General features: G+C 61.8%; 24 protein-coding genes, 1 tRNA gene and 1 riboswitch. Of the genes, 14 read left to right on the top strand and 11 right to left on the bottom strand.

What is annotated here, in order from left to right; genetic code table 11:
• Nucleotides 1-17 precede the first annotated feature (17 nt).
• On the top strand, nt 18-1,199 hold the full coding sequence (locus BSY240_RS11580) for a hypothetical protein (protein WP_069042411.1): 1,182 nt from the start codon (nt 18-20) through the stop codon (nt 1,197-1,199).
• A gap of 53 nt (nt 1,200-1,252) precedes the next feature.
• Here BSY240_RS11580 and ppk2 read toward each other — a convergent pair whose 3' ends face one another.
• A complete protein-coding gene (gene ppk2 / locus BSY240_RS11575; protein WP_054149084.1) occupies nt 1,253-2,134 on the bottom strand; it encodes a polyphosphate kinase 2 in 882 nt (293 codons plus the stop codon).
• 204 nt (nt 2,135-2,338) lie between these two features.
• Here ppk2 and phoR point away from each other — a divergent pair, with 204 nt between their 5' ends.
• From phoR to phoB, 7 genes are all read left to right on the top strand, one after another.
• Nucleotides 2,339-3,595, top strand: a complete 1,257-nt coding sequence (gene phoR / locus BSY240_RS11570) for a phosphate regulon sensor histidine kinase PhoR (protein WP_236759247.1) — start codon at nt 2,339-2,341, stop codon at nt 3,593-3,595.
• 186 nt (nt 3,596-3,781) lie between these two features.
• Nucleotides 3,782-4,837 (top strand): PstS family phosphate ABC transporter substrate-binding protein, encoded by a 1,056-nt coding sequence (locus tag BSY240_RS11565; RefSeq protein WP_069042410.1) that lies wholly within the window; start codon nt 3,782-3,784, stop codon nt 4,835-4,837.
• 65 nt (nt 4,838-4,902) lie between these two features.
• Nucleotides 4,903-6,363, top strand: coding sequence for a phosphate ABC transporter permease subunit PstC (pstC, locus tag BSY240_RS11560; protein ID WP_069042409.1), 1,461 nt, complete (start codon nt 4,903-4,905; stop codon nt 6,361-6,363).
• Entirely contained in the window at nt 6,360-7,718 is a 1,359-nt protein-coding gene (gene pstA, locus BSY240_RS11555; RefSeq protein ID WP_069042408.1) for a phosphate ABC transporter permease PstA, read from the top strand. The genes pstC and pstA overlap by 4 nt, the downstream gene beginning before the upstream one ends.
• Nucleotides 7,719-7,739: 21 nt before the next feature.
• Nucleotides 7,740-8,540 (top strand): phosphate ABC transporter ATP-binding protein PstB, encoded by an 801-nt coding sequence (gene pstB, locus BSY240_RS11550; protein ID WP_054149080.1) that lies wholly within the window; start codon nt 7,740-7,742, stop codon nt 8,538-8,540.
• Nucleotides 8,541-8,586: 46 nt separating this feature from the next.
• Complete coding sequence (phoU, locus tag BSY240_RS11545; protein WP_054149079.1) at nt 8,587-9,300, top strand: phosphate signaling complex protein PhoU; 714 nt, start codon at nt 8,587-8,589, stop codon at nt 9,298-9,300.
• Between the two features lie 25 nt (nt 9,301-9,325).
• The gene (phoB, locus tag BSY240_RS11540; protein ID WP_006727960.1) at nt 9,326-10,009 is read left to right on the top strand and encodes a phosphate regulon transcriptional regulator PhoB; all 684 of its coding nucleotides are present in this window, start codon (nt 9,326-9,328) and stop codon (nt 10,007-10,009) included.
• Between the two features lie 127 nt (nt 10,010-10,136).
• Here the strand turns inward: phoB and BSY240_RS11535 are convergent, their stop codons facing one another.
• Nucleotides 10,137-10,682, bottom strand: coding sequence for a GcrA family cell cycle regulator (locus BSY240_RS11535; protein WP_069042407.1), 546 nt, complete (start codon nt 10,680-10,682; stop codon nt 10,137-10,139).
• 437 nt (nt 10,683-11,119) lie between these two features.
• On the opposite strand from BSY240_RS11535, the gene BSY240_RS11530 reads away from it, so the two are divergent.
• The 3 genes from BSY240_RS11530 to BSY240_RS11520 all read left to right on the top strand — a co-directional run bounded on the left by BSY240_RS11530 (nt 11,120) and on the right by BSY240_RS11520 (nt 14,363).
• Nucleotides 11,120-12,322 carry an aspartate aminotransferase family protein gene (locus tag BSY240_RS11530; RefSeq protein WP_069042406.1) on the top strand — a complete coding sequence of 401 codons (1,203 nt, stop codon included), beginning with the start codon at nt 11,120-11,122 and terminating at the stop codon, nt 12,320-12,322.
• 14 nt (nt 12,323-12,336) lie between these two features.
• On the top strand, nt 12,337-13,254 hold the full coding sequence (argF, locus tag BSY240_RS11525; protein WP_069042405.1) for an ornithine carbamoyltransferase: 918 nt from the start codon (nt 12,337-12,339) through the stop codon (nt 13,252-13,254).
• A gap of 119 nt (nt 13,255-13,373) precedes the next feature.
• Nucleotides 13,374-14,363, top strand: a complete 990-nt coding sequence (locus BSY240_RS11520) for an Hsp33 family molecular chaperone (protein WP_069042404.1) — start codon at nt 13,374-13,376, stop codon at nt 14,361-14,363.
• Between the two features lie 89 nt (nt 14,364-14,452).
• Here BSY240_RS11520 and BSY240_RS11515 read toward each other — a convergent pair whose 3' ends face one another.
• From BSY240_RS11515 to BSY240_RS11505, 3 genes are all read right to left on the bottom strand, one after another.
• Nucleotides 14,453-15,388, bottom strand: a complete 936-nt coding sequence (locus tag BSY240_RS11515) for an MYG1 family protein (RefSeq protein WP_069042403.1) — start codon at nt 15,386-15,388, stop codon at nt 14,453-14,455.
• A gap of 79 nt (nt 15,389-15,467) precedes the next feature.
• Nucleotides 15,468-15,860: a Co2+/Mg2+ efflux protein ApaG gene (gene apaG / locus BSY240_RS11510; RefSeq protein ID WP_054149073.1), complete on the bottom strand. Its 393-nt coding sequence runs from the start codon at nt 15,858-15,860 to the stop codon at nt 15,468-15,470.
• 191 nt (nt 15,861-16,051) lie between these two features.
• Nucleotides 16,052-17,230, bottom strand: a complete 1,179-nt coding sequence (locus BSY240_RS11505) for an O-succinylhomoserine sulfhydrylase (protein ID WP_069042402.1) — start codon at nt 17,228-17,230, stop codon at nt 16,052-16,054.
• A gap of 45 nt (nt 17,231-17,275) precedes the next feature.
• A riboswitch (SAM riboswitch) is annotated at nt 17,276-17,354 on the bottom strand.
• Between the two features lie 74 nt (nt 17,355-17,428).
• Between BSY240_RS11505 and BSY240_RS11500 the strand changes: the two genes are divergently transcribed.
• The gene (locus tag BSY240_RS11500) at nt 17,429-18,526 is read left to right on the top strand and encodes a 2'-deoxycytidine 5'-triphosphate deaminase (protein ID WP_069042401.1); all 1,098 of its coding nucleotides are present in this window, start codon (nt 17,429-17,431) and stop codon (nt 18,524-18,526) included.
• Nucleotides 18,527-18,608: 82 nt separating this feature from the next.
• A tRNA-Gly gene (locus tag BSY240_RS11495) sits at nt 18,609-18,682 on the top strand.
• A gap of 11 nt (nt 18,683-18,693) precedes the next feature.
• Here the strand turns inward: BSY240_RS11495 and BSY240_RS11490 are convergent.
• Together BSY240_RS11490 and BSY240_RS11485 are read right to left on the bottom strand one after the other, a co-directional pair.
• Nucleotides 18,694-19,245 (bottom strand): NADPH-dependent FMN reductase, encoded by a 552-nt coding sequence (locus BSY240_RS11490; RefSeq protein WP_069042400.1) that lies wholly within the window; start codon nt 19,243-19,245, stop codon nt 18,694-18,696.
• A 62-nt stretch (nt 19,246-19,307) separates the two neighbouring features.
• On the bottom strand, nt 19,308-21,155 hold the full coding sequence (locus tag BSY240_RS11485) for a glycosyltransferase family 2 protein (protein WP_069042399.1): 1,848 nt from the start codon (nt 21,153-21,155) through the stop codon (nt 19,308-19,310).
• Between the two features lie 158 nt (nt 21,156-21,313).
• Between BSY240_RS11485 and BSY240_RS11480 the strand changes: the two genes are divergently transcribed.
• The gene (locus BSY240_RS11480) at nt 21,314-22,186 is read left to right on the top strand and encodes a transporter substrate-binding domain-containing protein (protein ID WP_069042398.1); all 873 of its coding nucleotides are present in this window, start codon (nt 21,314-21,316) and stop codon (nt 22,184-22,186) included.
• A gap of 5 nt (nt 22,187-22,191) precedes the next feature.
• Here BSY240_RS11480 and BSY240_RS11475 read toward each other — a convergent pair whose 3' ends face one another.
• The 4 genes from BSY240_RS11475 to BSY240_RS11460 all read right to left on the bottom strand — a co-directional run bounded on the left by BSY240_RS11475 (nt 22,192) and on the right by BSY240_RS11460 (nt 24,835).
• Complete coding sequence (locus BSY240_RS11475; RefSeq protein ID WP_069042397.1) at nt 22,192-22,605, bottom strand: tellurite resistance TerB family protein; 414 nt, start codon at nt 22,603-22,605, stop codon at nt 22,192-22,194.
• 54 nt (nt 22,606-22,659) lie between these two features.
• Entirely contained in the window at nt 22,660-23,391 is a 732-nt protein-coding gene (locus BSY240_RS11470) for a thermonuclease family protein (RefSeq protein ID WP_069042396.1), read from the bottom strand.
• Between the two features lie 12 nt (nt 23,392-23,403).
• The gene (locus BSY240_RS11465) at nt 23,404-24,072 is read right to left on the bottom strand and encodes a S24 family peptidase (RefSeq protein ID WP_054149066.1); all 669 of its coding nucleotides are present in this window, start codon (nt 24,070-24,072) and stop codon (nt 23,404-23,406) included.
• Between the two features lie 115 nt (nt 24,073-24,187).
• On the bottom strand, nt 24,188-24,835 hold the full coding sequence (locus BSY240_RS11460; RefSeq protein WP_054149065.1) for a response regulator: 648 nt from the start codon (nt 24,833-24,835) through the stop codon (nt 24,188-24,190).
• Between the last annotated feature and the right edge of the window lie 79 nt (nt 24,836-24,914).

Genomic DNA, 24,914 nt, shown 5'->3' with positions numbered 1-24,914 from the left:
AAGGAGTATGGCGGCCAATGAGTGGATTGGAAACGGCCATCAGGAACGCCCTGGCGCGCGCCGACCGTTCGAATGCGGAGGCCCGTGCCCGGGTCTATCAGTCTGCCCGTCAGGCGCTCGAAACGGGTCTGCGCAAGCAGAACATCGACGACCCCGAATCCATAGACTATCAGCGCCGCCGACTGGAGGCGCTCATCCATTCCATCGAGCTCGAAGAGCGTACGCGTCTGGAAGTGCGTCCCGAACCTTCGGTGCCTCACCCGGCCGCACCGGTGGCGGCGCCGTCACAGCGGGCTGCCGAGCCGACGGCACCAACGCCGCCCGATCGGCGAACCGGCCGTGTCGAGCCCGGCTTCGCCGCGGGTGATCCGCCAGTCGGCGCCCAGACAGGCTACCGCGAGCCTTCTTTCGACGAAGAGCCCGAAATCGCGGCGAGGGCGTCCGTTGACGCTCATGCCGATGATGAAGGGCCAATGCCGGACATGCGGTCCGAGCGTCCCCTGCAGGCACCGCGCCGGCGCCGCGGGATTGTGGCTCGACTGACCATCATGTCGATTTTCTTGGCGACGCTCGGGATCGGCGCATGGTGGATCTACTCCTCCGGGCTGCTGCTCACGGAGGCCGAGCGCGACACCTCGGTGCCCAATCCGCCGCCGCGCGCCGAAGCCGAAGACTTTACCGGAGCACCCGAGACGACTTCCCCGTCGGAGCCTGCCGGGCCGCAGGCGCTCGATGCACGCGGTGGCTTCTCGGATGACTGGATCGAGGTCTTTGCGCCGCAGCAGGTCTCGGCGCTTCGTCCCCGCGCCAATGCGCTCGTCGATATTGTCACGGCCAGCGACGGCAGTGCCGCCCAGATCGTCTCGCGCAGCGGTGACGAGGCTGGCGTGATCGAAGTGACCGTGCCGACGGAGGTTCTGCGTGAAATGGCGGGCCGCACCTCCACGATTGCGCTCACTGTGCAGTCGATTGATGACGAGCCTGTGCAGATCTCGGTCGAATGCGATTTCCCGCGCATGGGCGACTGTCCGCGCCACCGCTTCACGGTCAACCCGCAAAAGCTCGACGCGCTGTTCCGCGTCTCCTTCGACAACGGCATGGCACCGTCCACTCCGGGCCGCCTCTTGATCAATGCGGATCTCTCAGGCAGCGGACGCGGCGTGAACCTCTACGCAATTCGCGTGCTGCCCGGCCAGTGACAGTCACGCGGGCTTGAGGCGGGGTGCGGCTGGCTCCCCCCAAAAGATAAAGGTCACTTCAGGAAGTCGGGGCCGCTGCCGATGATTTTCTTGTCGAGCTTGCCGATCTTCTCGACATCCTTGCCTTCGTAATCGAGCGACAGCAGCATGTGGCGGATGAGGTTTAGCCGCGCGCGGCGCTTGTCATTGGCGTGCAAAACCGTCCACGGCGCGCGCTCGGTGTGGGTTTCCTTCAGCATCCGGTCGCGCTTCTTCGTGTAATCGTCCCATTTGTGCAGGGCTGCAATATCCATTGGTGAGAGTTTCCAGCACTTCAGGGGATCGTGACGACGGTCATGGAAGCGCTTGAGCTGCATTTCCTGGCCGGTATCCAGCCAGAACTTGAAGAACCGGATGCCCTCCCGTTCGATCAGCTTCTCGAAGCGCGGCACCTGCTCGAGAAAGCTCTCGTACTGGTCGGGCGTGCAGAAGCCCATGACCGGTTCGACACCGGCGCGGTTATACCAGGAGCGGTCAAAGAGCACGAACTCGCCGGCCGTTGGAAAGTGCGAGACATAGCGCTGGAAATACCATTGACCGCGCTCTGTTTCGGTCGGCTTGGTCAAGGCGACCACGCGAGCGGAGCGGGGGTTCATATAAGAAAGTGTCGCATGGATGGCGCCGCCCTTGCCGGCGGCATCCCGGCCCTCGAACAAGGCCATGACGCGTTCGCCGGTCTTCTGCATCCAGAACTGCACCTTCACCAGCTCGATCTGCAGCTGGGTGAGTTCCTTTGCGTAGTTCTTTTCGGAGAGCTTCTTGTCATAGGGAAAGCCACCGGACTTAAGCGCCTTGTCTTCGATCCAGTCCGGCAGGTCCGGCAGTTCGATGTCGAAGACCTGCTGGGTTTCACCGACCGAGAGGGTAACTGCCCTCTTTTCCGTTTGCGCGTCCATCCTCGGCTCCCTTTGTCTTGCTCGTTTCGATGGTCTTAATTGAGCCCAAGCCGAAATGAAGTTCAAGCATCTCGGTTCCATCTTGCGGCACATCGATCGATCCGCCGGGGAAAGGGCCCGGCAAGTGATGGCACAGCAGTGTAACTTCTGTCATGAATCAGGGCTATCAGACTTGGACAATGACAGGGCGGAGAATGCGCGCGCATGCAGGATGATAGGGGTGACGGTTGGCGCAAGGATCTCCGGCGGCTGCTTTCGGCCTGGGTCTATATTCTCGCTGCCGCTGTCCTTTCGGTCAGTGCCTGGGCGACCGGTGCTGCCACCGGCTATGCGATACTGCTGTTCGTCCTGCTCTTCCTGCTCGTGGTTTTTCGGCAGCTGCCCGAGGGCGACACGCCGGCTGCGCCGACGCTAACCGTTGCGGAGCCCGATCCGCCGGCTGATCCGCTTCCCCTTATCCTTGCATCGCTCGACGGCCTCGACATGCCGATCTTCGTCCTCAGTCCTGAGGCCGAGTTGATTGCCCAGAACCAGGCCGCTCAGAAGGTGTTCGGCGAGCTCGTCGTCGGCCTGCATGTCTCGACCCGTTGGCGCTCCCCCGGGATCCTCGACATGATCCGGGAGACGATCGAAACCGCTCAGCCCAACCAGATCGAGCACTCCGAGCGTCACCCTTCCGAACGAGTCTATGTGGTGCGGGTCGCGCCGATCGATGCCGACAAGGCGGCTGGCGCATCCTATTTCCTTCTGTCGTTCAAGGATATCTCGGAGCTGCGCCGTCTTGATCGCATGCGCAGCGACTTCGTTGCCAATGCCAGTCACGAATTGCGCACGCCGCTCGCATCGCTGCGCGGGTTTATCGAAACCATGCAGGGGCCGGCCCGCGACGATGCGAAGGCCAAGGACCGGTTTCTCGCCATCATGCTCGATCAGGCAAACCGCATGAGCCGCCTGGTGGACGATCTCCTGTCCCTGTCGCGGCTGGAGCTCAAGGCCCATGTCGCACCGGACCAGAGGGTGGAGCTCGCGCCGATCCTTGGCCATGTCAGGGACAGCCTCGCTCCGCTGGCAGCCGAGCTCGGCGTCGAGATCCGCCTCGATCTCCCCGAGGAGAAGATCGAAGTCTTGGGTGAGCGCGACGAGCTCGTTGAGGTCTTCGAAAACCTGATCGAAAACGCCTGCAAATACGGTCAAGACGGCGAAGTGGTCGAGGTTGCGCTCCGCCGCGATGCTGGCGGTGCGACGGAGGTCAGCGTCCGCGACCACGGTCCTGGCATTCCCGCGGAACATGTACCGCGCCTGACCGAACGATTTTACCGCGTCAATGTCGAGGACAGCCGTTCGAAAAAGGGGACCGGGCTCGGCCTTGCGATTGTCAAGCATATCCTCACGCGCCATCGGGCGCGGCTCGTGGTGAAGTCGGAATTGGGCAGTGGCAGCGTCTTCACCGTGCGCTTCTGACACATTCAGCCGAAGAAGTCGGGCCTTCTGAAAATTTCCCGTTAAATTTCAGAGGCTTGAATTGTCACAAATGTTTCATTGAACTGACATAAAAGCAAAGCCGAAGAGCCGCTAAGACGTCTCTGCCGGGCCGCGACGGACGCGATTGCGGCCACAGACACAAAAACTCATCCACGGGAGAGTATGATGAACATTCTGAAAATTTCTGTTGCGGCGCTGGTCGCCTCCGTTGCCTTCACTGGCGCGGCTGCAGCTCGTGATCAGGTCCAGGTTACCGGTTCCTCGACCGTGCTGCCGTATTCCACCATCGTTGCCGAAGCTTTCGGCGAAAACTTCTCTTTCCCGACGCCGGTCGTTGAAGGCGGCGGTTCGGGTGCTGGCCGCAAGAAGCTTTGCGAAGGCGTTGGCGCCAACACAGTTGACATCGCCAACTCGTCCTCGCGCATGTCCAAGGGTGACTACGAGCTCTGCGTATCGAACGGCGTGACCGAAGTCATGGAAGTTCGCTTCGGCTATGACGGCATCGTCTTCGCTTCCGACCTCAACGGTCCGGAATTTGCATTTACCCCGGCTGACATCCATGGCGCGCTGGCTGCCAAGGTTGTTAAGGACGGCGCGCTCGTCGACAACACCCGCAAGACCTGGGCTGATGTAAACGCTTCCTTCCCTGCGCAGGATATCCTCGCTTTCGTTCCGGGCACCAAGCACGGCACTCGCGAAGTGTTCGACGTGAAGGTTATCGAAGCCGGCTGCAAGAAGTCGGGCGCTTACGACCTGCATCTGGCAGCTTCGACCGCCGCTGACGACAAGGCAAAGGCCGCAGAAGCCGCCAAGGCTTGCCTGGCGCTGCGCACCGATGGCGTTTCCGTTGATATCGACGGCGACTACACCGAGACGCTGGCCCGCGTTGACGCGAACAAGAACGGCATCGGCGTATTCGGTCTGTCGTTCTACCAGAACAACACCGACAAGCTGCGCGTTGCCACGATGGACGGTATCGTTCCGACGACTGAAGCCATTGCAAAGGGCGAGTATCCGGTTTCGCGTCCACTTTTCTTCTACGTCAAGAAGGCGCATCTCGGCGTGATCCCGGGTCTGCAGGAATACATCGACTTCTTCGTATCGGACGAGATGGCTGGTCCTGACGGCCCGCTGGCTGCCTATGGCCTCGTGTCGGACCCAGAACTGAAGAAGACCCAGGAAATGGTTGCCGCTGGTACGCCGATGGCGCCGGTAGAGTGATCCTTATCTGACACAGGAGGGCGCCACGAGGCGCCCTCCTTCCTCTTGCGAAAACCGGATTTCCCATGAGCGTCGGCATTCTGTCCTTAATCCTACTGACATTGGCCGTGATTGGCTTTTTCTTTGGCAGGCGACGCGCGATGCAGAGCGCGAACGGCGATGCCCGGAACCTTCATTCGCTGCCGGGCTATTATGGTCAGACTGTTGCCTTGTTTACGGCAGTGCCTGCCTTCCTGCTGATGGCCATCTGGCTTGTCGCGCAGCCTTTGTGGATCGACTCGCGCATTGTCGGTCTGCTGGGTTCGCAGGTGGCATTCGACGCCACATCCACGACGCTTGCGGTCGAAGACGTGCGCCGCATCGCCGATGGCCTTGACGCCCTGCAGCAGCGATCCGGCTTGTCTGACGATGAATTGCAGAACATGCGGGCTGATTTTTCGGACGTTCGGGGGCGCCTGGCCGAGGTCGGGGTTGCTTTGGGTGCAGAAGTCCGGCCTGAAATCTTCGAGGCCGCCAAGGAATACCGCGTCATGCAGCGCTCTGGCGCAATGATGATGACGGTTGCCGTCTTGGTCCTCGCGGTGTCGGGCTTCATCTTCGCCTTCATGCGCGTTCACCGTGACTTCCGTGCCCGGAATGTGTCGGAAACCTTTGTGCGCTGGCTGTTGATCGCCTCGGCCGGCGTGGCGATCCTGACTACTTTCGGCATCGTGATGTCTCTCCTCTCAGAGAGTATCCGCTTCTTTGGACTTTATCCCATCTGGGACTTCTATTTTGGCTTGACCTGGAACCCGCAGTTCCGCGGCGGTTCCGAACTTGGTCTGATCCCGCTTCTATGGGGTACGCTCTACATTAGTTTCGTTTCGATGTGTGTAGCCGTTCCAATTGGCCTGTTCGCGGCGATTTACACGGCAGAATATGCCTCGCCGCGGGTCCGCTCAGTGGTCAAACCGGTGATTGAAGTGATCGCCGGCATCCCGACCGTCGTGTTCGGCCTGTTTGCACTGGTGACCGTCGGCCCGTTCCTGCGCGACTATTTCGCCATGCCATTTGGTCTCGGTAATTCGGGGTCCTCGGTTCTCACCGCCGGGCTCGTGATCGGCATCCTCAACATCCCCTTCATCTCGTCGCTGGCCGATGACATCATCAATTCCGTGCCGCAGTCGATGCGCGACGGGGCTCTGGGCCTGGGTTCGACGAAATCCGAGACCATCCGCAGGGTCGTGCTGCCTGCGGCCCTTCCCGGCATTGTCGGGGCTGTCCTGCTCGCCGCCAGCCGTGCAATCGGCGAAACCATGATCGTGGTCATGGGGGCAGGGGCAGCCGCCAAGCTGGACTTGAACCCCTTCCAGGCCATGACGACGATCACCGTGAAGATCGTCAGTCAGTTGACGGGCGACCTTGCCTTTGACTCGCCGGAGACGCTCGTGGCCTTCGCGCTTGGCCTAACGCTGTTCGTGATTACGCTTGGGCTCAACATCTTCGCGCTTTGGATCGTGCGCAAATACCGGGAACAATACGAATGACCGACATCATCGATCGCACTCCTTTCGCAATGCCGCAGGCCGGCAGTTCGCTCATGAGCGAGACCCCGCTGATGAAGCGTCGCAATGCAGCAGAAATTCGGTTCCGCATGTATGGTGTCGCCGCGATCGTGATCGCGCTGCTCACCCTGGCGATCATGCTGTTCACCATTATCCGTGACGGCTCTTCGGCATTCGTTCAGGCGACGATCAGCTATCCCGTCGTGATCGACGCTGCGGTCGTGGACAAGACCGGTTCGCGCGATCCGGCGCAGATGGCTTCGGTGACGACGATCGGCTACGCGCGCATCCTGGGTGAATCTCTGGTCAAGCATCTGGCCGAAGAGGGTATTGCAGTCGAGGGCATGTCCCGAAAGGAAGTCACCGACATGATTTCCAAGGATGCTCCGGCTCGGCTGCGCGACACTGTCCTGGCCGATCCGTCACTGGTAGGCCAGACGATCACTGTGAACGTTTTCGCCACAGGCCGCGTGGATGGCTATCTCAAGGGTCGCGTGACGCGCGAAATAGCTGAACGGGATTCCAATGTGACTCCCGCGCAGCTGGACCTGGCCGACAAGCTGGTCGAAGCTGGCATCCTCGCATCGAAGTTCAACTGGAGCTTCATCACGGCGCCTGATGCGTCCGACTTGCGCCCGGAAGCCGCGGGCCTTGGCATCGCCATCATGGGTACGGCCTACATGATGTTCCTCGTGGTGATCATGTCCTTGCCTCTCGGCGTGGCTGCCGCGATCTATCTCGAGGAATTCGCGCCGCGAAACTGGTTCACCGATTTGATCGAAGTGAACATCTCGAACCTTGCTGCCGTGCCGTCGATCGTTTTCGGTATCCTTGGACTTGCGGTCTTCATCAACTTCGTAGGGCTCCCGGCATCCTCCCCGATTGTCGGGGCGCTGGTCATCACGTTGATGTCGCTGCCGACCATCATCATTGCGACGCGCGCCGCGATCCGCGCGGTACCGCCGTCCATTCGCGATGCCGCTCTGGGCGTCGGAGCGTCGAAGATGCAGACGGTGTTCCATCATGTCCTGCCGCTGGCCGCGCCCGGCATCATGACCGGAGCGATCCTCAGCCTCGCATCCGCAGCGGGTGAAACCGGCCCGCTGCTACTGATCGGCATGGTTGCCTACGTGGCGAACTATCCGGCGGGGCCGTTTGAAGGTGGCTTTCTCGACCCGGCCAGCGCACTCCCGGTACAGGTCTATTCCTGGGCGTCGCGTGCCGATCCGGCCTTTATCGAACGGTCCTCGGGTGCCATCATTGTTCTGCTGCTCTTCCTGCTGGTCATGAACATCCTTGCCATTGTCCTGCGCCGCCGCTTCGAGCGCCGTTGGTAAATCCCAGAAGGACACCCTCGAATGTATCACGCATCCATATTGACGGAGACTTCCGTGAACCAGCCCAAAATCAAGATCACCGCCCGTGGCGTGCAGGTGTACTACGGCGAAAAACATGCCTTGAAGGATGTCAACGTCGACATACGGGATCGCGCTGTAACGGCCTTCATCGGCCCATCGGGTTGCGGCAAGTCGACCTTCCTGCGCTGCTTGAACCGGATGAACGACACGGTGTCGATCGCCCGCGTCTCGGGTGATATCCAGATCGATGGCGAAGACATTTACGACAGCCGGGTCGATCCCGTGCAATTGCGTGCCAAGGTGGGCATGGTCTTCCAGAAGCCCAACCCCTTCCCGAAGTCGATCTATGAAAACGTGGCCTATGGGCCGCGCATCCATGGTCTCGCCGCCAAGAAGGCCGACATGGACGAAATCGTCGCGACGTCTTTGCAGAAAGCCGGCCTCTGGAACGAGGTAAAGGATCGACTGCAGGAAACCGGCACCGGTCTGTCCGGCGGCCAGCAGCAGCGTCTGTGCATCGCCCGTGCGATCGCGGTCAGCCCGGAAGTCATCCTGATGGACGAGCCCTGCTCGGCGCTCGATCCGATCGCGACCGCCAAGGTCGAGGAGCTGATTCACGAACTGCGTGAAAATTTCACGATCGTCATCGTGACGCACTCCATGCAGCAGGCAGCCCGCGTCTCGCAGCGTACCGCCATGTTCCACCTTGGCGAACTGGTCGAGGAAAACGACACCGACAAGATGTTCACGAATCCGGATGACCAGCGCACCCAGGACTACATCATGGGCCGCTTCGGCTGAGCCTCCAGGTCACCCTCGGCTCACCTCAAATTCAAGGACGTTTCTCATGGGCTCCTCTCACATCTACTCTGCCTTCGACGATGAACTGAAGTTCCTGATGCGCCGCATTTCCGAAATGGGCGGTCTGGCGGAACAGATGGTCGCCGAAAGCGTGCGTGCTCTGGTCAACTCCGACGCCGCCCTCGCCCAGAAGGTGATCTCCGACGACGTGCTCATGGATGCCATGGAACGTGAGATCGGCGACAAGGCCATCGTTACGATCGCTAAGCGTCAGCCGGTCGCATCCGACCTGCGTGAGATCATCGGTGCCCTTCGCATCGCTGCCGATCTCGAGCGTGTCGGCGACCTCGGCAAGAGCAATTCCAAGCGCGTTGTGGCCATCCAGGCGACCGGCGTGCCGCGCAAACTCGCGCGTGGCCTCGAACATCTCTCCGACCTGGCACTCGCCCAGCTCAAGGAAGTGCTCGATGTCTACACGACCCGCTCGGCTGAGAAGGCGAAATCGATCCGTGACCGCGACGAAGAGATTGACGCGATCTACACCTCGCTGTTCCGGGAACTCCTGACCTACATGATGGAAGACCCGCGCAACATCACCAGTTGCACGCATCTTCTGTTCTGCGCCAAGAACATCGAGCGCATCGGCGACCATGCGACCAACATCGCGGAAACCATCTACTACATGACCACCGGCGCCCAGCCGGAAGGTGAGCGACCGAAGGAAGATCTGACGTCTTCCGTCGGCGCGATCACCGAGTGACGTTGGCCAGCGAGGTTTGTTTTTGATGCAGCCGAAGATTGCCGTGGTAGAAGACGAGGAGGCCTTGTCCGTCCTCCTACGCTATAACCTCGAAGCCGAGGGGTATGAGGTCGAGACGATTCTGCGAGGTGACGAAGCCGAGATCCGGCTTCAGGAGCGCGTGCCGGATCTGCTGATCCTGGACTGGATGCTTCCGGGCGTCTCCGGCATCGAGCTGTGCCGCCGGTTGCGTGTCCGACCCGAGACCGAGCGTCTGCCGATCATCATGCTGACGGCGCGCGGCGAGGAAAGCGAGCGCGTGCGTGGTCTGGCGACAGGTGCCGACGACTATGTAGTCAAGCCATTCTCGACCCCGGAACTGATGGCACGCGTCAAGGCCATGCTGCGGCGTGCAAAGCCCGAAGTTCTGTCCAGCGTCTTGCGCTGCGGCGACATCGAGCTCGATCGCGAGACGCATCGGGTGCATCGCAAGAGCCGCGAGGTCCGTCTCGGGCCGACCGAGTTCCGCCTTCTGGAGTTCCTGATGGCGTCGCCTGGCCGGGTCTTCTCTCGCTCGCAGCTTCTCGACGGAGTCTGGGGCCACGACATCTATGTCGATGAACGTACGGTCGACGTGCATGTCGGTCGCCTGCGCAAGGCGCTCAACTTCTCCAACATGCAGGATGTCATCCGCACCGTTCGCGGTGCCGGCTATTCGATGGAAGCCTGACAAGTCGAACCCACCACGGGGCAAGGGCCGCGCGGATTGTCCGCTGCGGCCCTTTTTCGCGGGCGACAGGCGGCAACGAAAAACGGGCCCCGAGGGACCCGTTTAATGCTCTAAGCTTCGCTTGATATCAGCGGGCTGCCTTGCGGCGTTCGCTCACCGGCTGATAGGCGAGCTTCGCGTGATAGGTGCAGTAGGGCGCGCTGTCAGCGATTTCGCAGCCGCAGAAGTGGAAATCGTCCTTCATCGGATCGCCGATCGGCCACTTGCAAGTGCGCTCGGTCAGTTCCGTCAGGGCGAGGCGCCGCGAAATCGGCACGACAACGTTCAGCGGGCGCCGAACTTCGACTTCCTCGTAAGCCTCGACCTCGATCTCTTCCTTCAGCATTGTCGCACCAGCTGCACGGGTCACGGTACGCGTGGTCGTGGCTGCCGCGGGGCGGTTCTGGAAGGTCGCCGGACGCTGGGTCTGCGCCGGACGTTTTGCCGGACGTGCCGCAGTCGAGCTTCCGCCTGCCTTGGCCCGACCCGGAAGGTTCAGTCGGTGTACCTTGCCGATAACGGCATTTCGGCTCACGCCACCGAGTTGTGCCGCAATCTGGCTTGCGCTGAGGCCTTCGGCCCACAGCCGTTTCAGTCTTTCGACCCTGTCGTCACTCCATTGCGCAGTTGTCATGCCACTTCTCTCCGCCGCTCGCGTCTGTCATGGCAGAATCCGTCACCCCTGCTTCGAACGAATTCGAAACATAACCGCCTCGTTACTGTCGGTGAGCACTTCCGCCGCATGCAATCTATTAATGAAATTTAACCTAGTGGCACGCTGACTCCGTGACAAGAGTCGGGGGAATCATCTGGAATCGATTTTCCGGTTTTCCCCAACTTGCTTCCCGAGTGAGTCAAGTATGCAACAGGTGGAATCTTGTCGCGCACGCTTCTGGCGCGAGCCGGCCAAATCGGCGCCTACTCCTGCGATTCCTATGGAATTCGTTGACATTGCAGGGTGAAATGCCGATAGTGCCCGCGCCGCCGCAAGGCGGCATTTTTAATTGTTTCGAGGCCTGCAAAGGGCCGCGCCGTCCCTTGGGCGGATCGTCGAGAAGGAACGTGAAAGCCATGGCCGAAGCTACGCCGCTCTATCAGACCTATAATCGGGCGCCGCTGCGTTTCGAGCGAGGCGAGGGCGTCTGGCTTGTGACGGAAAGTGGCGAGCGTTATCTCGATTTCGCCGCCGGCGTTGCCGTCACCTCGGTCGGCCATGGGCATCCCCATGTCGTCGGCGCCCTCAAAGATCAGGCCGACAAGGTCTGGCACCTCTCCAATCTCTACGAGGTGCCGGGGCAGGAAGTGCTGGCCAAGCGCCTGACCGATGTGACCTTTGCCGACCGCGTGTTCTTTACCAATTCCGGCGCCGAAGCGCTGGAATGCGCAATCAAGACGGCGCGCCGCTATCACTTCGCCAAGGGGCACCCGGAGAAGTTCCACATCATCACGATGGAAGGCGCCTTCCATGGCCGTACCATCGCGACGATCGCAGCGGGTGGCCAGGAGAAGTATCTGGAGGGCTTCGGCCCCAAGGCGCCCGGCTTCGACCAGGTGCCTTTTGGTGACATCGAAGCCGTCAAGGCGGCAATCACAGACGCGACCGCTGCAATCCTGGTTGAGCCGGTGCAGGGCGAGGGCGGCATTCGTCCGATCCCGGTGGAGATGCTGCGCGCCTTGCGCGACCTCTGCGACGAGCACGGCCTGCTGTTGATCCTCGACGAAGTGCAGTGCGGTGTTGGCCGCACGGGCAAGCTTTTTGCCCATGAATGGGCCGGCATCACGCCCGACCTCATGGCGGTCGCCAAGGGCATCGGCGGTGGCTTCCCGCTCGGCGCTTGCCTGGCAACCGAAGAGGCCGCTTACGGCATGAAACCCGGAACGCATGGCTCGACCTATGGCGGCAACCCGCTTGGTATGGCGGTCGGCAATGCTGTTCTCGACGTCGTGCTCGGCGACGGTTTCCTCGACAATGTTCGCGACACAGCGCTCGTCTTCCGCCAGGGTCTCGCCTCGCTGAAGGATCGTTACCCAGATGTGATCGAGGAAGTGCGCGGCGAAGGCCTGATGCTCGGCATCAAGGCCAAGATCCCGAACACCGAACTCTTGTTGGCAATGCGCGACGAGCATCTGCTCGGCGTTCCCGCCGGCGACAATGTTATCCGTCTCCTGCCGCCGCTGACGGTGACCGCCGAAGAAGCTCGCGACGGTCTCGCCCGTATCGAACACGCTGCGGAGCACATCCGCGCCAAGGCCGCAGTCCAAGCATCTGCCTAAGACAGGACCCATTCATGGCATCTCCCAAGCATTTTCTCGATCTCTCCGCCATGACGGCCGGGGACCTGCGCGGCATTCTTGAGGACGCGAAGACCCGCAAGCAGGCGACCAAGGCCGGCACCGCTGACAAGCCGCTCGCCGGCAAGATGCTGGCCATGATTTTTGAGAAGCCGTCCACCCGCACGCGTGTTTCCTTCGATGTCGGCATGCGTCAGCTCGGTGGCGAGACCTTGTTCCTGTCGGGCACGGAAATGCAGCTCGGTCGCGCTGAGACCATTGGCGACACCGCCAAGGTGCTGTCGCGCTATGTCGATGCGATCATGATCCGTACCACTGACCATACCCGTCTCCTGGAGATGGCCGAGCATGCGACGGTCCCGGTCATCAACGCCCTGACGGATCTCACCCACCCCTGCCAGATCATGGCGGACATCATGACCATCGAGGAGCATCGTGGCCCCGTGACGGGCAAGACGCTCGCCTGGACCGGCGACGGCAACAATGTCCTGCATTCGCTGGTCGAAGGCGCTGCCCGTTTCGGCTACCGGATGAACATGGCCGTGCCGCTGGGCTCCGAGCCCGATGACAAGATCCTCAACTGGGCCCGCAATAACGGCGGCGAGATCATGCTGTGCCATGATGCCGATCGTGCGGTCGCCGGCGTTGACGCCGTGATCACTGATACCTGGGTGTCGATGAACCAGGAGCACAAGGCACGTGGCCATAACGTCTTCCAGCCTTTCCAGGTCAATGCGGAACTGATGAAGAAGGCGAAGGACGAGGCCCTCTTCCTGCACTGCCTGCCGGCCCATCGCGGCGAAGAAGTCACCGACGAGGTGATCGATGGCGCGCAGTCGGTGGTCTTCGACGAGGCCGAGAACCGCCTGCATGCGCAGAAGTCGATCCTTGCCTGGTGCCTCGGCGCGATCTGAGGCCGGGCAGGGGTTTCGGCGCCCGACTTGACCTTTGGCACCGGTGATCCCATCTGTGCCGTTTCTGATCGGGCCGCTCGGGCCCAGCGTTTGGCGCTTCAAGTGCCGGGAGTACATTCATGTCGATGAGACAAGCAGAACTCGGCGAATTCGGTTTCGCCGGTGACGATCGTGTGGTTCCCTTCCAGGTGGAGGGCCTCGACGTGCGCGGCCGCGCGGTCCAGCTCGGACCGCTGATCAATTCCATTCTCGACCGTCACGCCTATCCGGCGCCGGTCGCGCGGCTTCTCGCCGAAGCCATAGTCTTGACGGTGTTGATCGGCACATCGCTGAAGTTCGAGGGCAAGTTCACGGTCCAGACCAAGGGCGATGGCCCGGTCGACCTGCTGGTTGCCGATTTCAGCTCGCCTGAAAACGTGCGCGCCTATGCCCGCTTCGACGAGCAGGCAGTGGCCGATGCAGTCGCGGCCGGTCGTGCTTCGCCCGAGGAGCTCCTCGGCGAAGGCGTGCTTGCCTTTACCATTGATCAGGGCTCCTTCATGCAGCCTTATCAGGGTATTGTGCCGCTCGACGGAACGTCGCTGGAAGACATTGCCGGCGTCTACTTCCGCCAGTCGGAACAGATCCCGACACGCGTACGCCTGGGAGCCGCCGAACTCTTCGATCGGGATCCAGACGGCAAGCCACGTCGCACATGGCGGGCCGGTGGTCTCATCGCCCAGTTCCTGCCGGATGCGCCGGAGCGGATGCGCCAGCCGGATCTGCACGGTGGAGACGGCGACGACCGGGATGCCGATTTGCACGGCGACGATGCCTGGGATGAGGCCCGCATGCTGGTCGAGACGATCCATGCCGACGAACTGACCGATCCGCAGGTGGGCATCGAACGGCTGCTGTTCCGCCTCTTCCACGAGCGGGGTGTGCGGGCTTACGAGCCACAGGCGGTTTACGACCGCTGCAGTTGCTCGCGCGAGCGCCTGAAGGGGGTTCTCCAAGGCTTCTCCGCTGAAGAGATCGAGGCGAGCACCGAAGACGGCACGATCACTGTGACCTGCGAATTCTGCTCGACCAACTATGATTTCGAGCCGGGAGAGCTGACGCCGGCTTGATCCAGTGAAACGCTGAAGATGAGAAGGCCGGAGTGATCCGGCCGTTTCTTTGTGTAGAGCGTAGCGGGCGCCGATAAGGCCCACGCTTCTTATGATGCCGGGCGATCGCCGATTACCTGCTCGACCGCGATTTCCGCCATGTCGAGGATCGCGTTACGCGAATTTGCCGCCGCGATGAAGCGGCCGTTGTGACAGAAGGTGGCACCCTTCACACCGCAGACGGCCTCCAGATCGCCATTGCTCAAACCTGCCCAGGCAGCGGGCAGGTCCGCGCGCTGCTCGAAACTGCCTTCCGCCTTGCGGATCCCGGTAATGCACCAGTCCTTGTCGCGCGGGTGAATGACGAAGAGCAGATGGTCGGCGCCTGCCTTGACGATGGCCGGGCGGAATGGCATGCCCATCGGCAATTCCAGGACGCGACCTTCGCCTGTCGCTGCGATCGCTTCCAGCACCATGGTCTCTGCACGCAGCTTGGCCGCACGCTGGCCGATGGCGGCTTCGACGATCATCCGTGCAATCGAAAGGGCAGACTGGAAGCCGCGATCGTCGGCGCCGGGCTCCTTGTTGTCGAAAACGGGCTTCAGCGTTTCGAGGAGGCTCGGCAGGGTGAGATCGGCCAGTGGTCCGGCCGTTGCCGGGCTGAGCGCGCCATTGTCCATCAGGTCGACCGGCAGCACGAACTTCGCATCGAAGCCCTGGTGGATCGCCTCGATATGATCGGCCGGCAGACCCATGGCCGCAAGATAGGCGCGCCCATAATGCTTCCAGATGAGCCCGAAGGAGCTGTAGGGCTGACCGTCGTCGCGAAGCGGTGCGCCGCGCTGATGATGGTCGAAGATCTGCGCTTCGGCGTCATAGGCGCCGCCAACATCGTAGATGATCCGATCGGATGCCGGAGTAATCCAGTCTGGCGCGCGGCTGCGCACGATCTGTGCGTCTGGGTAAAGCCGCGAGAGGATGACGGACGACAGCAGTTCGTCGGCATGGAAGCCGCCACTATGGGTGACGAGATGGGTAATGCTCATACCGGTTTGGCCCTCTGGATGGCGTCGGGATCGATGCCTTCAGATAGCGGTTGGTGCCAGTCAACTCAACTGGCAATCGTCAATTGAGGGTGCGGACCATGCCTGGGCTGTCGAGGGAAAATGCCGGGATCTCGACGTCGAAGGCCTCTCCGTCGTCGGTTTCCATGCGGTAGGTGCCGTACATCATGCCGGAGGGCGTATCGAGTGGGCAGCCGGACGAGTATTCGTAGGTATCGCCAGGATTAAGGCGCGGCTGTTCGCCAACAACGCCCGGGCCGCTGACTTCGTCAACCTGACCGTTCTGGTCGGTAATGTGCCAGTAACGATGGGTCAGCCGCACGGGTTTTCCCGAGCGATTGGAGATCACGATCCGGTAGGCCCAGACATAGCGGCTGTCATCGGGGTCCGACTGTTCCTCGAGATAGTAAGGTTCGACCAGAACCTCTATGTCCCGTGTCAGCGCGCGATACATGCCTGGACCCTGAGAAAGCTTGTCATCAACAGTGATAGAGATGGCGCTCATTGTGGCGGCAGCAAGGGCGACACACAAACACCATGCCTTTTGAAGGGATAACGACGCAACTGCTTACGTCAAGGCCAATGCTCCAGCCGCAACGCCTGTCGCGGCTGAAATATTTGCGTACATGATCGCGGGCGTTGCGTTCAGACTGCCTTGAGTGCCCGTGCGAAGTCATCCAGCAGGTCCTGCGTATCCTCGATCCCGCAGGAGAAGCGAACCGTACCCCCCGAAATTCCGAGCTCTGCCCGGGCCTCGTCGGAAAGGTTCTTGTGCGTCGTCGTCGCCGGATGGGTGATCAGGCTCTTCGCATCTCCGAGATTGTTGGAGATCTTGACGATCTCCATGGCGTTCTGAAGCTTGAAAGCGGCTTCCTTCCCGCCCTTCAGCTCGAAGCAGACCAGCGTTGAGCCGCCTGTCATCTGCTTTGCGATGATGTCGGCCTGGGGGTGGTCCTTGCGACCGGGATAGATGACCTTGGCAACGGCACTCTGTTCCGCCAGGAAATCGGCAATCGCAGCCGCACTTGTCGTCTGCTGCTTCACCCGCAGCGGCAGCGTTTCCATGCCCTTAAGCAGCGTCCAGGCGTTGAACGGTGACATGGCGGGGCCCGTGTGGCGGAAATAGTCGTGTAGGTTCTCGTTGATCCATTCCTTCGACGACAAGACGACGCCACCAAGGCACCGGCCCTGACCGTCGATATGCTTGGTCGCCGAATAGACGACGACATGCGCGCCGAGTTCCAGCGGCTTCTGGAAGAGCGGCGTCGCAAAGACGTTGTCGACGATCAGCTTCGCGCCGATCTGATCGGCGAGCTTGGCAACGCCTGCGACGTCGATCACTTCGAGCGTCGGATTGGTCGGGCTTTCGAGGAACATTACCTTGGTGTTTGGACGGATCGCCGCTTCCCAATTTGCAAGGTCGCGACCATCGACCAGGGTGCACTCGACGCCGTAGCGCGGCGCCAGCGTCTCGACGACATAGCGGCAGGAGCCGAACAGGGCGCGTGCGGCCACGATATGGTCGCCGGCCTTGACCTGGCAGAGCACGGCAGCAGCAACGGCCGCCATACCCGACGCCATCGCACGCGCATCCTCGGCGCCTTCCATCATGCACATGCGCTTTTCGAACATGTCATTGGTCGGGCTGCCATAGCGGGCGTAGATATAGCCGTCGTTCTCGCCCTTGAAGCGGGCTTCTGCCGCTTCCGAGCTTTCATAGACAAAGCCCTGGGTGAGGAAGATCGCTTCAGACGTCTCGCCATAAGGAGAGCGCAGCGTGCCGCCATGGACGAGGGTGGTGGCCGGGCGCCAGTTCTTGCTCATGCACGTGCCTTTCGAACACAAAAAAACCGGTCGCGTGAACGGACCGGTTTCGTAAACCCGGTCTATTTAGCCACTTGTTTAACGTGGCTGCAAGCCGACCGGCCAAATCACCACGGGATAAGGCAGCAATTACGCCTTCGCGGGCCTTGCGTCAATTGGTGGGCTTTGGTTTTGTCGAGCCCAAACAGGATAGAGAAAATGACCAGTAAACCCGGCATTCTGGCTGACCGCGCCATCGGCGCTTTGTTCGGCCAGGGACAGCTGATCAGCGAAGCCATGCTCGACCACGACCAGATCCAGCCGGCAAGCCTGGACTTGAGGCTCGGCGGCAAGGCGATCCGGGTGCGCGCCAGCTTCATGCCGGGCAGGGGCCATACGGTTGCCGAGAAGCTGGAACGCCTGACCTTGCACGAGATCGATCTCGAAAACGGGGCGGTGCTTGAAACCGGCTGCGTCTACATCGTGCCCCTGATGGAAAGCCTTGACCTGCCGGCGGAGATCTCGGCTTCCGCCAATCCGAAGAGCTCGACCGGCCGCCTCGACATCTTCACCCGGGTGATGGTCGATTACGCCCAGGAATTCGACAAGGTGCCGGCCGGCTACAAGGGTCAGCTCTATCTCGAAATCTCGCCGCGCACCTTCCCGATCATCGTACGCCGTGGTTCGCGCCTGTCGCAGATACGTTTCCGCACCGGCCATGCGCTGCTCGGCGAGGCCGAACTCTTCGACCTGCACAAGGCCGAGACGCTGGTGGCGAGCGACATGCCGAATGTCTCGGGCGGTGGCATTGCGCTGTCGATCGATCTGAAGGGATCGGGGCCGCAAGGCCTGATCGGCTATCGCGGCAAGCACCACACCTCGGTCATCGATGTTGATCTCAAAGGCGCCCACGAGGTGCTGGATTTCTGGGAGCCACTCTACAGCCGCGGCCGCGACGAACTGATCCTCGATCCGGACGAGTTTTACATCCTGGTCTCGAACGAGGCCGTGCATGTGCCGCCGCTCTATGCCGCCGAAATGACACCCTACGACCCCTTGGTCGGCGAGTTCCGCGTGCATTACGCCGGCTTCTTTGATCCGGGCTTCGGCCATGCGCCGGCCGGCGGCTCAGGCAGTCGCGCGGTTCTGGAAGTCCGCAGCCACGAAGTGCCCTTCATCCTCGAGCACGGCCAGGTCATCGGCCGCCTGGTCTACGAGCATATGCAGGAGCGCCCGGAAGGGCTCTACGGCACTGGGCTCGGCTCCAACTATCAGGCGCAGGGCTTGAAGCTGTCGAAACACTTCCGTTTGCCCTGACGAAAGAGGGGCATCACCGCCCCCCTTTGTATTCCATCCGGCTTGACACTGCGGCCGAACTGTTGGATTCGTCAGACCGCGCGCGGGTGTAGCTCAATGGTAGAGCAGCAGCTTCCCAAGCTGAATACGAGGGTTCGATTCCCTTCACCCGCTCCAGCTTCTTCTCTCTATTTCCCCGCAAACTTCGCAAACGCTGCCAGCAGGTCGCCGAGCCGCTTGGCGGTCGCTTCGTCCGTCAGCTTGCCCTCGGCGTCGAACAGCGTATGGGCCCGCGACACCATCAGCCGCTTTTCCGAAAACGTCCGGCAGCCGAGCGTGTGCAGCACCGGGAGCCAGGCGTTCTGGCTGAGCAACGTACCGAAATTGCCGGGTGAAGCGCCGACGAGCGCGAAGGGCTTGTTGCCGAAAACCTTGCCCATGTCGGAAGAGGGGCGTGACAGCCAGTCGATGGCATTCTTGAAGGCGCCGGGGATGCCGTTGTTGTATTCGGGCGTAAACAGGATCACGCCGTCGGCGGCGATGATCTTTTGCTTGAGCGCGGTGACAGCAGCCGGGATGCCCTCGGCTTCCTCGAGGTCGCCGTCATAAAGCGGTATGCCGTGAATGCCGGCTGTATCCATCCGGTAACCGTCTGCCGGCAAGGCTGCGGCAGCTTGCATCATAGCCGTGTTGAGCGAGCCCTTGCGCAGGCTTCCCGAAATGCCGAGCAGTGTCACCATGTTCGTCGTCTCCCGATCGGATTTGTTGCTTCAACACTATGGTGCCGATGGCGTCCGAGCAATCACTCGGACGCCGGCAAAATGGCTCGACTGGGGCGATGCGGTGTCTTGTTCCAGTGAAAAGGCCTCAGCCTGAGTTCGATCACGGCCTTCCAGGCCGCCAGCGACACGGCCATCCAGTAAACCGGGATCATTGCCCATTTCCAGCCGACGCCCTCCTTCTCGCCCTTGCTCATCGGGGTCGCGCCGAGCACGAAGAAGATCGCGTAGCTTCCGAGGATGTTGAATATGTCCATGGCGAGCAAGATCGTCGTGAAGAGGCTCGGCTGGGCAACCGGGACCTGCATCAGGGAGACCGCAAGCAGCGTGAGGAAGACGATCAGGCCGGGATGGCTGAGCGCTGCAATCAGCATGCCGCCGACCAGGAGCTGAAAGACGAGAAAGGACAGAAATCCCATGTCGCGCGCGGTTCGCAGGGGCTGGCGCATCAGCACCAGCCAGGTCTGCAGCCATCCCTTGTACCAGCGGGTCCGCTGCGCAAGCCAGATCCGGAAATCGGTCGGCGCATCCTCGTAGGTTGGCAGCGTCAGGGTCGATGATCGATACCCCATTCTGTAGAGACGCATGCCGAGATCCGCATCTTCGGTGACATTGTAGGGATCCCAGCCGCCGCTGGCTCTGAGGAGGGCGGTCTTGAAATGGTTGGAGGTGCCGCCGAGTGGCAGTGGCATGCGGTAGTAGCCGAGGGCTGGCAGTAGTCTGCGGAACAGCGCCGAATATTCGAGCGCGAAAATGGCGCTGATCCAGCTTTCGCCGGCATTGCCGATCACGAGCGGCGCCTGCAGGCAGGCGAGATCCGGCGGACCGAGCCGGAAGGCGTGATAGGCTTCCCTCAACTGCTGCGGATGTGGCCGATCCTCGGCATCGTAGATGGTGAGGAACTCCCCGCGTGGGCCGGCCAGAGCATAAGTGAGTGCCTTGGGCTTGGTGCGCGGCGCCATGGCCGGCACGGCCACCACCTCGACATGAGGGCCGGGATTGGATCGACGGATCGCCTCGATCGTCTCGTGATCATCGGCCTCGCAGACCAGCTTGACGTCCAGGAGACTGCGCGGCCATTCGAGCTCGTCGAGGGCTGCGAGCAGTTGCGGCACGACATCGGCCTCCCGATAAAGCGCCACCATGACGGTGTAGACAGGCAGAACATCGCTGCCATGCTCGAGCTTTGCTTCGCAGACCCGGGGGCGTCGCCCATGCGAGACGACGGCCATGCGCAGCAGGAGAGCAGCCGTATGAAAGAGCGAAAGTGTGAGGTGACTGATGACGGCGGCGAGCATCGGCGCCATAATTGAAAAAAGACAGATTAGACAGAGCCCGGCCCCGGCCACGAAGCCTTGGTCACCGGTCACCACGAGCCGCGCCGAAAGCGGCTGGAGCGTGTCGAACAGTCCGCGGACGGCCTGGCCTACGCGTCTGTTTTCCCCCACCTTCCAGCTGGCACGCCGGATGGCGGTCGGCGTCGTCACGACCAGGGTGCCGGCGCCCGGTCCGTTCCGACCGAAGCGTTTTGCGAGGCCCTCCATGTTGAGAATGTGCGGGGCAATCGCCACGATCGGCGGCCGGTCGCTATAGTGCAGCCGCAGCATGCGCGGCTCGGCGAGCTGGGTGTCGCTGTAAGCATGGTCCACAAGCAGCGAAGGATCGATTTCCGGCAGGAAGGGCAGGCCATACATCCGCGCCAGACCCGCAAAATAGGCCTCTTCCTCGATGGTGCCGCTGGCGAGCAGTTCGGCCTCGACAGAGGTCCCGTTGACAGCGGCGCGCTTCGCCATCCGGGCAATCATCGGTTTGGAAATGCCGAGCACGTGCAGCAATCGGGCTTCGCATTTCAGCCGGCTCAGACTCTCCATATCGGCTGCGCTTACCGCGCTCCGCTGCTCTTGCCCCCGCGTTGATCCTGGGCGCGCGGCGACCATCCGCGGGCCATATTCCCTCGTCCACACCAAGCTGCTACACGTCATCCGGTCTGAACGACGCCCCACCCTGACCACGGTTGAAGATGATAGAGATGCGCGCAAAAGTTACATCCCTAGATTTTGTGGGGTTGCGGCCCTGGGTCACCGCGATTCTTCTTGTCGCGCTACTGTCCGCGCCGCCTGTGCGGGCTCAGGAAACCGATCTTCCCGTCCTCTTCGACGCACGCGAACGGCTGGTGCGGCCGGATGTCAGCAGCGTGCTTCGGCTGCGTTTCCTGACCACCACGGATTTTCCGCCTTTCAATTTCATCGACCAGAGCGGCCGGCTGACGGGCTTCCATGTCGATCTTGCGCGCGCGCTCTGTGACGAGCTCGGTCTTCAGACCCGCTGCCAGATCCAGGCTCTGCCTTATGAACAGTTGACCTCGGCGCTGGAAAGCGGGCAGGGGGAAGCGGTGATGGCGGGCATCGCGGTGACGGAGGAAATGCGCGAAAGGTTCAATTTCACGCGACCCTATCTTCTGTTGCCTGCGCGTTTCCTCAGGCGAAACGACGTTGTCCTTGCTCGTCAGGATGCCCAGGCTCTCTCCGGCCGCAAGGTTGGCGTCGTCAAGGATACAGCGCACGAAGCCATGTTGAAGGCTTTCTTTCCCGGCATCACACCGACGACCTTCGAGGACCAGGGAACGCTCATGGCCGGGCTGAAGGGAAGCCAGGTCGAGGCTGTCTTCGCTGATGCCCTGCAACTCTCCTTCTGGATGATGAGCCCTGAAGCCGCTGGCTGCTGCGGCTTTCTCGATGGCCCCTTTTTGTCGGAGCGCCATCTCGGCGAAGGCATGACCCTCATGGTCGGCGGACAGGACACAGCCCTTTCCGCCGCGCTTGACAGCGCCCTTGCTGCGCTGTCGAAGGACGGGCGGCTGGAAGAAATCTATCTGCGCTATTTCCCGGTCGGGCTTTTCTGAGGCGATCAGACCTGGCGATAGCGGGCCGATGCGCTGCGCTCCAGAGCGGCGCAGGTGAGCTTGTCCAGCGCAAGACGATCCCGCAGCAGCTGCAGCAGGCGCATTTCCTCGGCGCGAAGGGTCAGGTCGACGGCAACGATTTCCACAGCCAGCGCATAGGCGGTCTCATGCAGCCATTCCGGCAGAGCGTCGCGAATGGTTTCGAGCGCGATGTCCAGACCCTCAGGCCCGGAAAGCAGGCTCGCGCAGCGCTGTGATACCTCGATCAGGCGCTCCTTATCGAAATTCTCGAAGACTGGAAGAATATCGATCAGCTGGCCAATGCGCACAAGTTCCTTTTCGGCCATGGCATTGTCGACGGCAGACGCCATGACCATGACGAAGATCAGGGCTTCTTCCGGGGATACGGGCTTGTTCATGTATGAGGCTTTCCAGTTGATGTGGGCAAAGAGTAGGAGGGGCGGCCAGGCGTTTCAAGGGAGCGCGCCGGCCCGTTGTGCGGGCTCACCAAAAAGCCCGCGTCTTGCGGCACGGGCTTCCTCGGTCAGGTCGGCAAGTGCGGAGCCCGCCTCCGCCTCTGCCCATCCGTATTTTGCAAGCCAGGACGAAACATCCTGGACGCCCACCCAGCATCGTGTGCGGATCTCGCCCTGCCATGCTGTTGCGGTTGTTTCACAGGTGAGCGACCGGTTTCGCAGGAACTGGCGTTGCTGCGTGCGTGCCATGGCGCCACAGGGCCAGACGTCGCCCTCCGCCGTGGTGCAGCTGCGGTCCACAGGCGTCTCGATCAGATCAGCCAGGCGTACGCGCTGATCCGGTCCGAAGGCGACGACCCCGGCAGCGAGGCTCGACGGCCGATGCAGCAGAACCACTTTCGGTTTGGTGCGCTCGGCGGCGTTGGACAACGGTGCGCGCGCCGCAACCCGTTCGAGGTCTTGCGCGTCGGCAAAGGCCGGCGATCCGAAGGCATCCGGTTCGATGCTGCGCACCTGCCGTCTGGCTTCCATCACTGTCGGTTGTCCGGTCGTGTCATCCTGAAGGAAGCCGACATCGGGCAGGTCGAGCTCCGACGGATCCGGCACGTCCAAATCCTCGATATTGTAATCGACAGGATCTTCGCGGAGCGTCGCTCCGGCCGTCATGACGAGATAGGCCCACAGGAGGAGCCCGATCGCGCCGGCGATGAAGGTGCTGATCCGTCGCATAGGCGCGTTTTCCTATTGGCTCGCCCAGATGATCCGCGCCACCCATTCGACATCGCCCATGTCCAGCATGCGCGGAGGGTGATCCGGATTGAGGGATTGCAGCTCGATCGATTTTGCGCTCTGCCGTGCGAGGATCTTCGCCATGACTTCGCCCTCGCGGGTCTTCACCACGACGCGGTCACCGCGGCGGACTTGCGCACCCGGCTCGACGATCAGGATGTCGCCGTCGCGGTAGAGCGGCTTCATGCTCTCGCCCTGGACCTCCAGCGCGTAGACGCCGTTGTTGCGGCCGGGCGCCGCCGGGAACTCGACGAGATCCCAGCCCTGGCCGGCAGGGAAGCCGCCATCGTCGAAAAATCCGCCGGCACCTGCCTGGGCCATGCCGAGCAGGGGGATCGAGCTTGCCTGCGGCGGAAATGTCCCCTGCGGCAGCGGGCTGCCGCGCAAGGCGTCTGGCGAGACATAGCGCATGAACTGGTCAAGACTGGCGCCGGTCGCTTCCAGCACCTTGGCGATGGATTCGGTCGAGGGCCAGCGCATCCGGCCATCAGCACCGACACGCTTGGACTTGTTGAAGGAGGTGGGGTCGAGCCCAGCACGGCGCGCAAGACCTGAAGGCGTCAGCGAATGCTGCTCCGCCAGCCGATCGATCGCGGCCCATATGCTGTCATGCGAAAGCATGTTCGCGCCTCTGCAGCGCCGGAACACTTCGGATCCCCGGTCCGGCAATGGCGAAAACAATAGATCAGCAAAGGCCGATAGTAAAGCAAAAAGGAATAAAATCCTCTCGCCTGTCTCAGGCGACCATGGCCATGTTGATCTTGCCAAGCTGGATCACGGCCTGGGTGCGGCTGTCCACCTTGAGCTTCAAGAGGATCGCCGAGACATGCGCCTTGATCGTTGCTTCCGACACGCCGAGTTCATAGGCGATCTGCTTGTTGAGCAGCCCTTCGCCGAGCATGCCGAGCACTCGGCTTTGCTGCGGCGTAAGCGTGCGCAGCCGGTTGATCAGATCGGCCACGTCAGGATCCGTCTCCTGCCCGCCCTGATAGCTTGCAGGCGTGGCGATATCACCTTCCAGCACCGACTGGATCGACGCGCGGATCTCGTCGATCCCCGCTGACTTCGAAATGAAGCCGGAGGCCCCGAGCTCGAGGGCCCGGCGGATGGTGACGGGATCGTCGGTGGCAGAGACGATGACCAGCGGCAGGCTCGCGAATTCGGCACGCAGCGCCATCAGACCGGAAAAACCGGAGACGCCGGGCATGGCGAGATCGAGCAGCATGAGGTCCGCATCCGAATGCTCGGCGGCCGCCTTGCGGGCAGCTTCGAAGTCGCCGGCCTCGATGATGGTTTGCGTGCCGTCTATGCCGGTCACGGCCTGGCGCAGGGCGCCCCGGAACAGCGGATGGTCGTCGGCGATGATGAAGGTCGATGCAGCCATGTCACAGCCCCCTCCCAAGAGCGATGTCATTTTGCGCGCGAATGCGTCTCATTCTTTTAGCGCTTGGCGACGCACTAGA

The sequence above is a fragment of the Agrobacterium sp. RAC06 genome, from assembly GCF_001713475.1.
In the GTDB taxonomy this organism is placed as follows: Bacteria; Pseudomonadota; Alphaproteobacteria; order Rhizobiales; family Rhizobiaceae; genus Allorhizobium.
Note: the sequence above shows the minus strand (reverse complement) of the source record. Positions and strands in the feature narration are given on the sequence as shown.

Excerpts from the sequence above, each read along its gene's own strand:
- BSY240_RS11580 (WP_069042411.1), top strand. The coding sequence starts at position 18 with ATGAGTGGATTGGAAACGGCCATCAGGAACGCCCTGGCGCGCGCCGAC.
- ppk2 (WP_054149084.1), bottom strand. The coding sequence starts at position 2,134 with ATGGACGCGCAAACGGAAAAGAGGGCAGTTACCCTCTCGGTCGGTGAA.
- phoR (WP_236759247.1), top strand. The coding sequence starts at position 2,339 with ATGCAGGATGATAGGGGTGACGGTTGGCGCAAGGATCTCCGGCGGCTG.
- BSY240_RS11565 (WP_069042410.1), top strand. The coding sequence starts at position 3,782 with ATGAACATTCTGAAAATTTCTGTTGCGGCGCTGGTCGCCTCCGTTGCC.
- pstC (WP_069042409.1), top strand. The coding sequence starts at position 4,903 with ATGAGCGTCGGCATTCTGTCCTTAATCCTACTGACATTGGCCGTGATT.
- pstA (WP_069042408.1), top strand. The coding sequence starts at position 6,360 with ATGACCGACATCATCGATCGCACTCCTTTCGCAATGCCGCAGGCCGGC.
- pstB (WP_054149080.1), top strand. The coding sequence starts at position 7,740 with ATGTATCACGCATCCATATTGACGGAGACTTCCGTGAACCAGCCCAAA.
- phoU (WP_054149079.1), top strand. The coding sequence starts at position 8,587 with ATGGGCTCCTCTCACATCTACTCTGCCTTCGACGATGAACTGAAGTTC.
- phoB (WP_006727960.1), top strand. The coding sequence starts at position 9,326 with ATGCAGCCGAAGATTGCCGTGGTAGAAGACGAGGAGGCCTTGTCCGTC.
- BSY240_RS11535 (WP_069042407.1), bottom strand. The coding sequence starts at position 10,682 with ATGACAACTGCGCAATGGAGTGACGACAGGGTCGAAAGACTGAAACGG.
- BSY240_RS11530 (WP_069042406.1), top strand. The coding sequence starts at position 11,120 with ATGGCCGAAGCTACGCCGCTCTATCAGACCTATAATCGGGCGCCGCTG.
- argF (WP_069042405.1), top strand. The coding sequence starts at position 12,337 with ATGGCATCTCCCAAGCATTTTCTCGATCTCTCCGCCATGACGGCCGGG.
- BSY240_RS11520 (WP_069042404.1), top strand. The coding sequence starts at position 13,374 with ATGTCGATGAGACAAGCAGAACTCGGCGAATTCGGTTTCGCCGGTGAC.
- BSY240_RS11515 (WP_069042403.1), bottom strand. The coding sequence starts at position 15,388 with ATGAGCATTACCCATCTCGTCACCCATAGTGGCGGCTTCCATGCCGAC.
- apaG (WP_054149073.1), bottom strand. The coding sequence starts at position 15,860 with ATGTATCGCGCGCTGACACGGGACATAGAGGTTCTGGTCGAACCTTAC.
- BSY240_RS11505 (WP_069042402.1), bottom strand. The coding sequence starts at position 17,230 with ATGAGCAAGAACTGGCGCCCGGCCACCACCCTCGTCCATGGCGGCACG.
- BSY240_RS11500 (WP_069042401.1), top strand. The coding sequence starts at position 17,429 with ATGACCAGTAAACCCGGCATTCTGGCTGACCGCGCCATCGGCGCTTTG.
- BSY240_RS11490 (WP_069042400.1), bottom strand. The coding sequence starts at position 19,245 with ATGGTGACACTGCTCGGCATTTCGGGAAGCCTGCGCAAGGGCTCGCTC.
- BSY240_RS11485 (WP_069042399.1), bottom strand. The coding sequence starts at position 21,155 with ATGGAGAGTCTGAGCCGGCTGAAATGCGAAGCCCGATTGCTGCACGTG.
- BSY240_RS11480 (WP_069042398.1), top strand. The coding sequence starts at position 21,314 with ATGCGCGCAAAAGTTACATCCCTAGATTTTGTGGGGTTGCGGCCCTGG.
- BSY240_RS11475 (WP_069042397.1), bottom strand. The coding sequence starts at position 22,605 with ATGAACAAGCCCGTATCCCCGGAAGAAGCCCTGATCTTCGTCATGGTC.
- BSY240_RS11470 (WP_069042396.1), bottom strand. The coding sequence starts at position 23,391 with ATGCGACGGATCAGCACCTTCATCGCCGGCGCGATCGGGCTCCTCCTG.
- BSY240_RS11465 (WP_054149066.1), bottom strand. The coding sequence starts at position 24,072 with ATGCTTTCGCATGACAGCATATGGGCCGCGATCGATCGGCTGGCGGAG.
- BSY240_RS11460 (WP_054149065.1), bottom strand. The coding sequence starts at position 24,835 with ATGGCTGCATCGACCTTCATCATCGCCGACGACCATCCGCTGTTCCGG.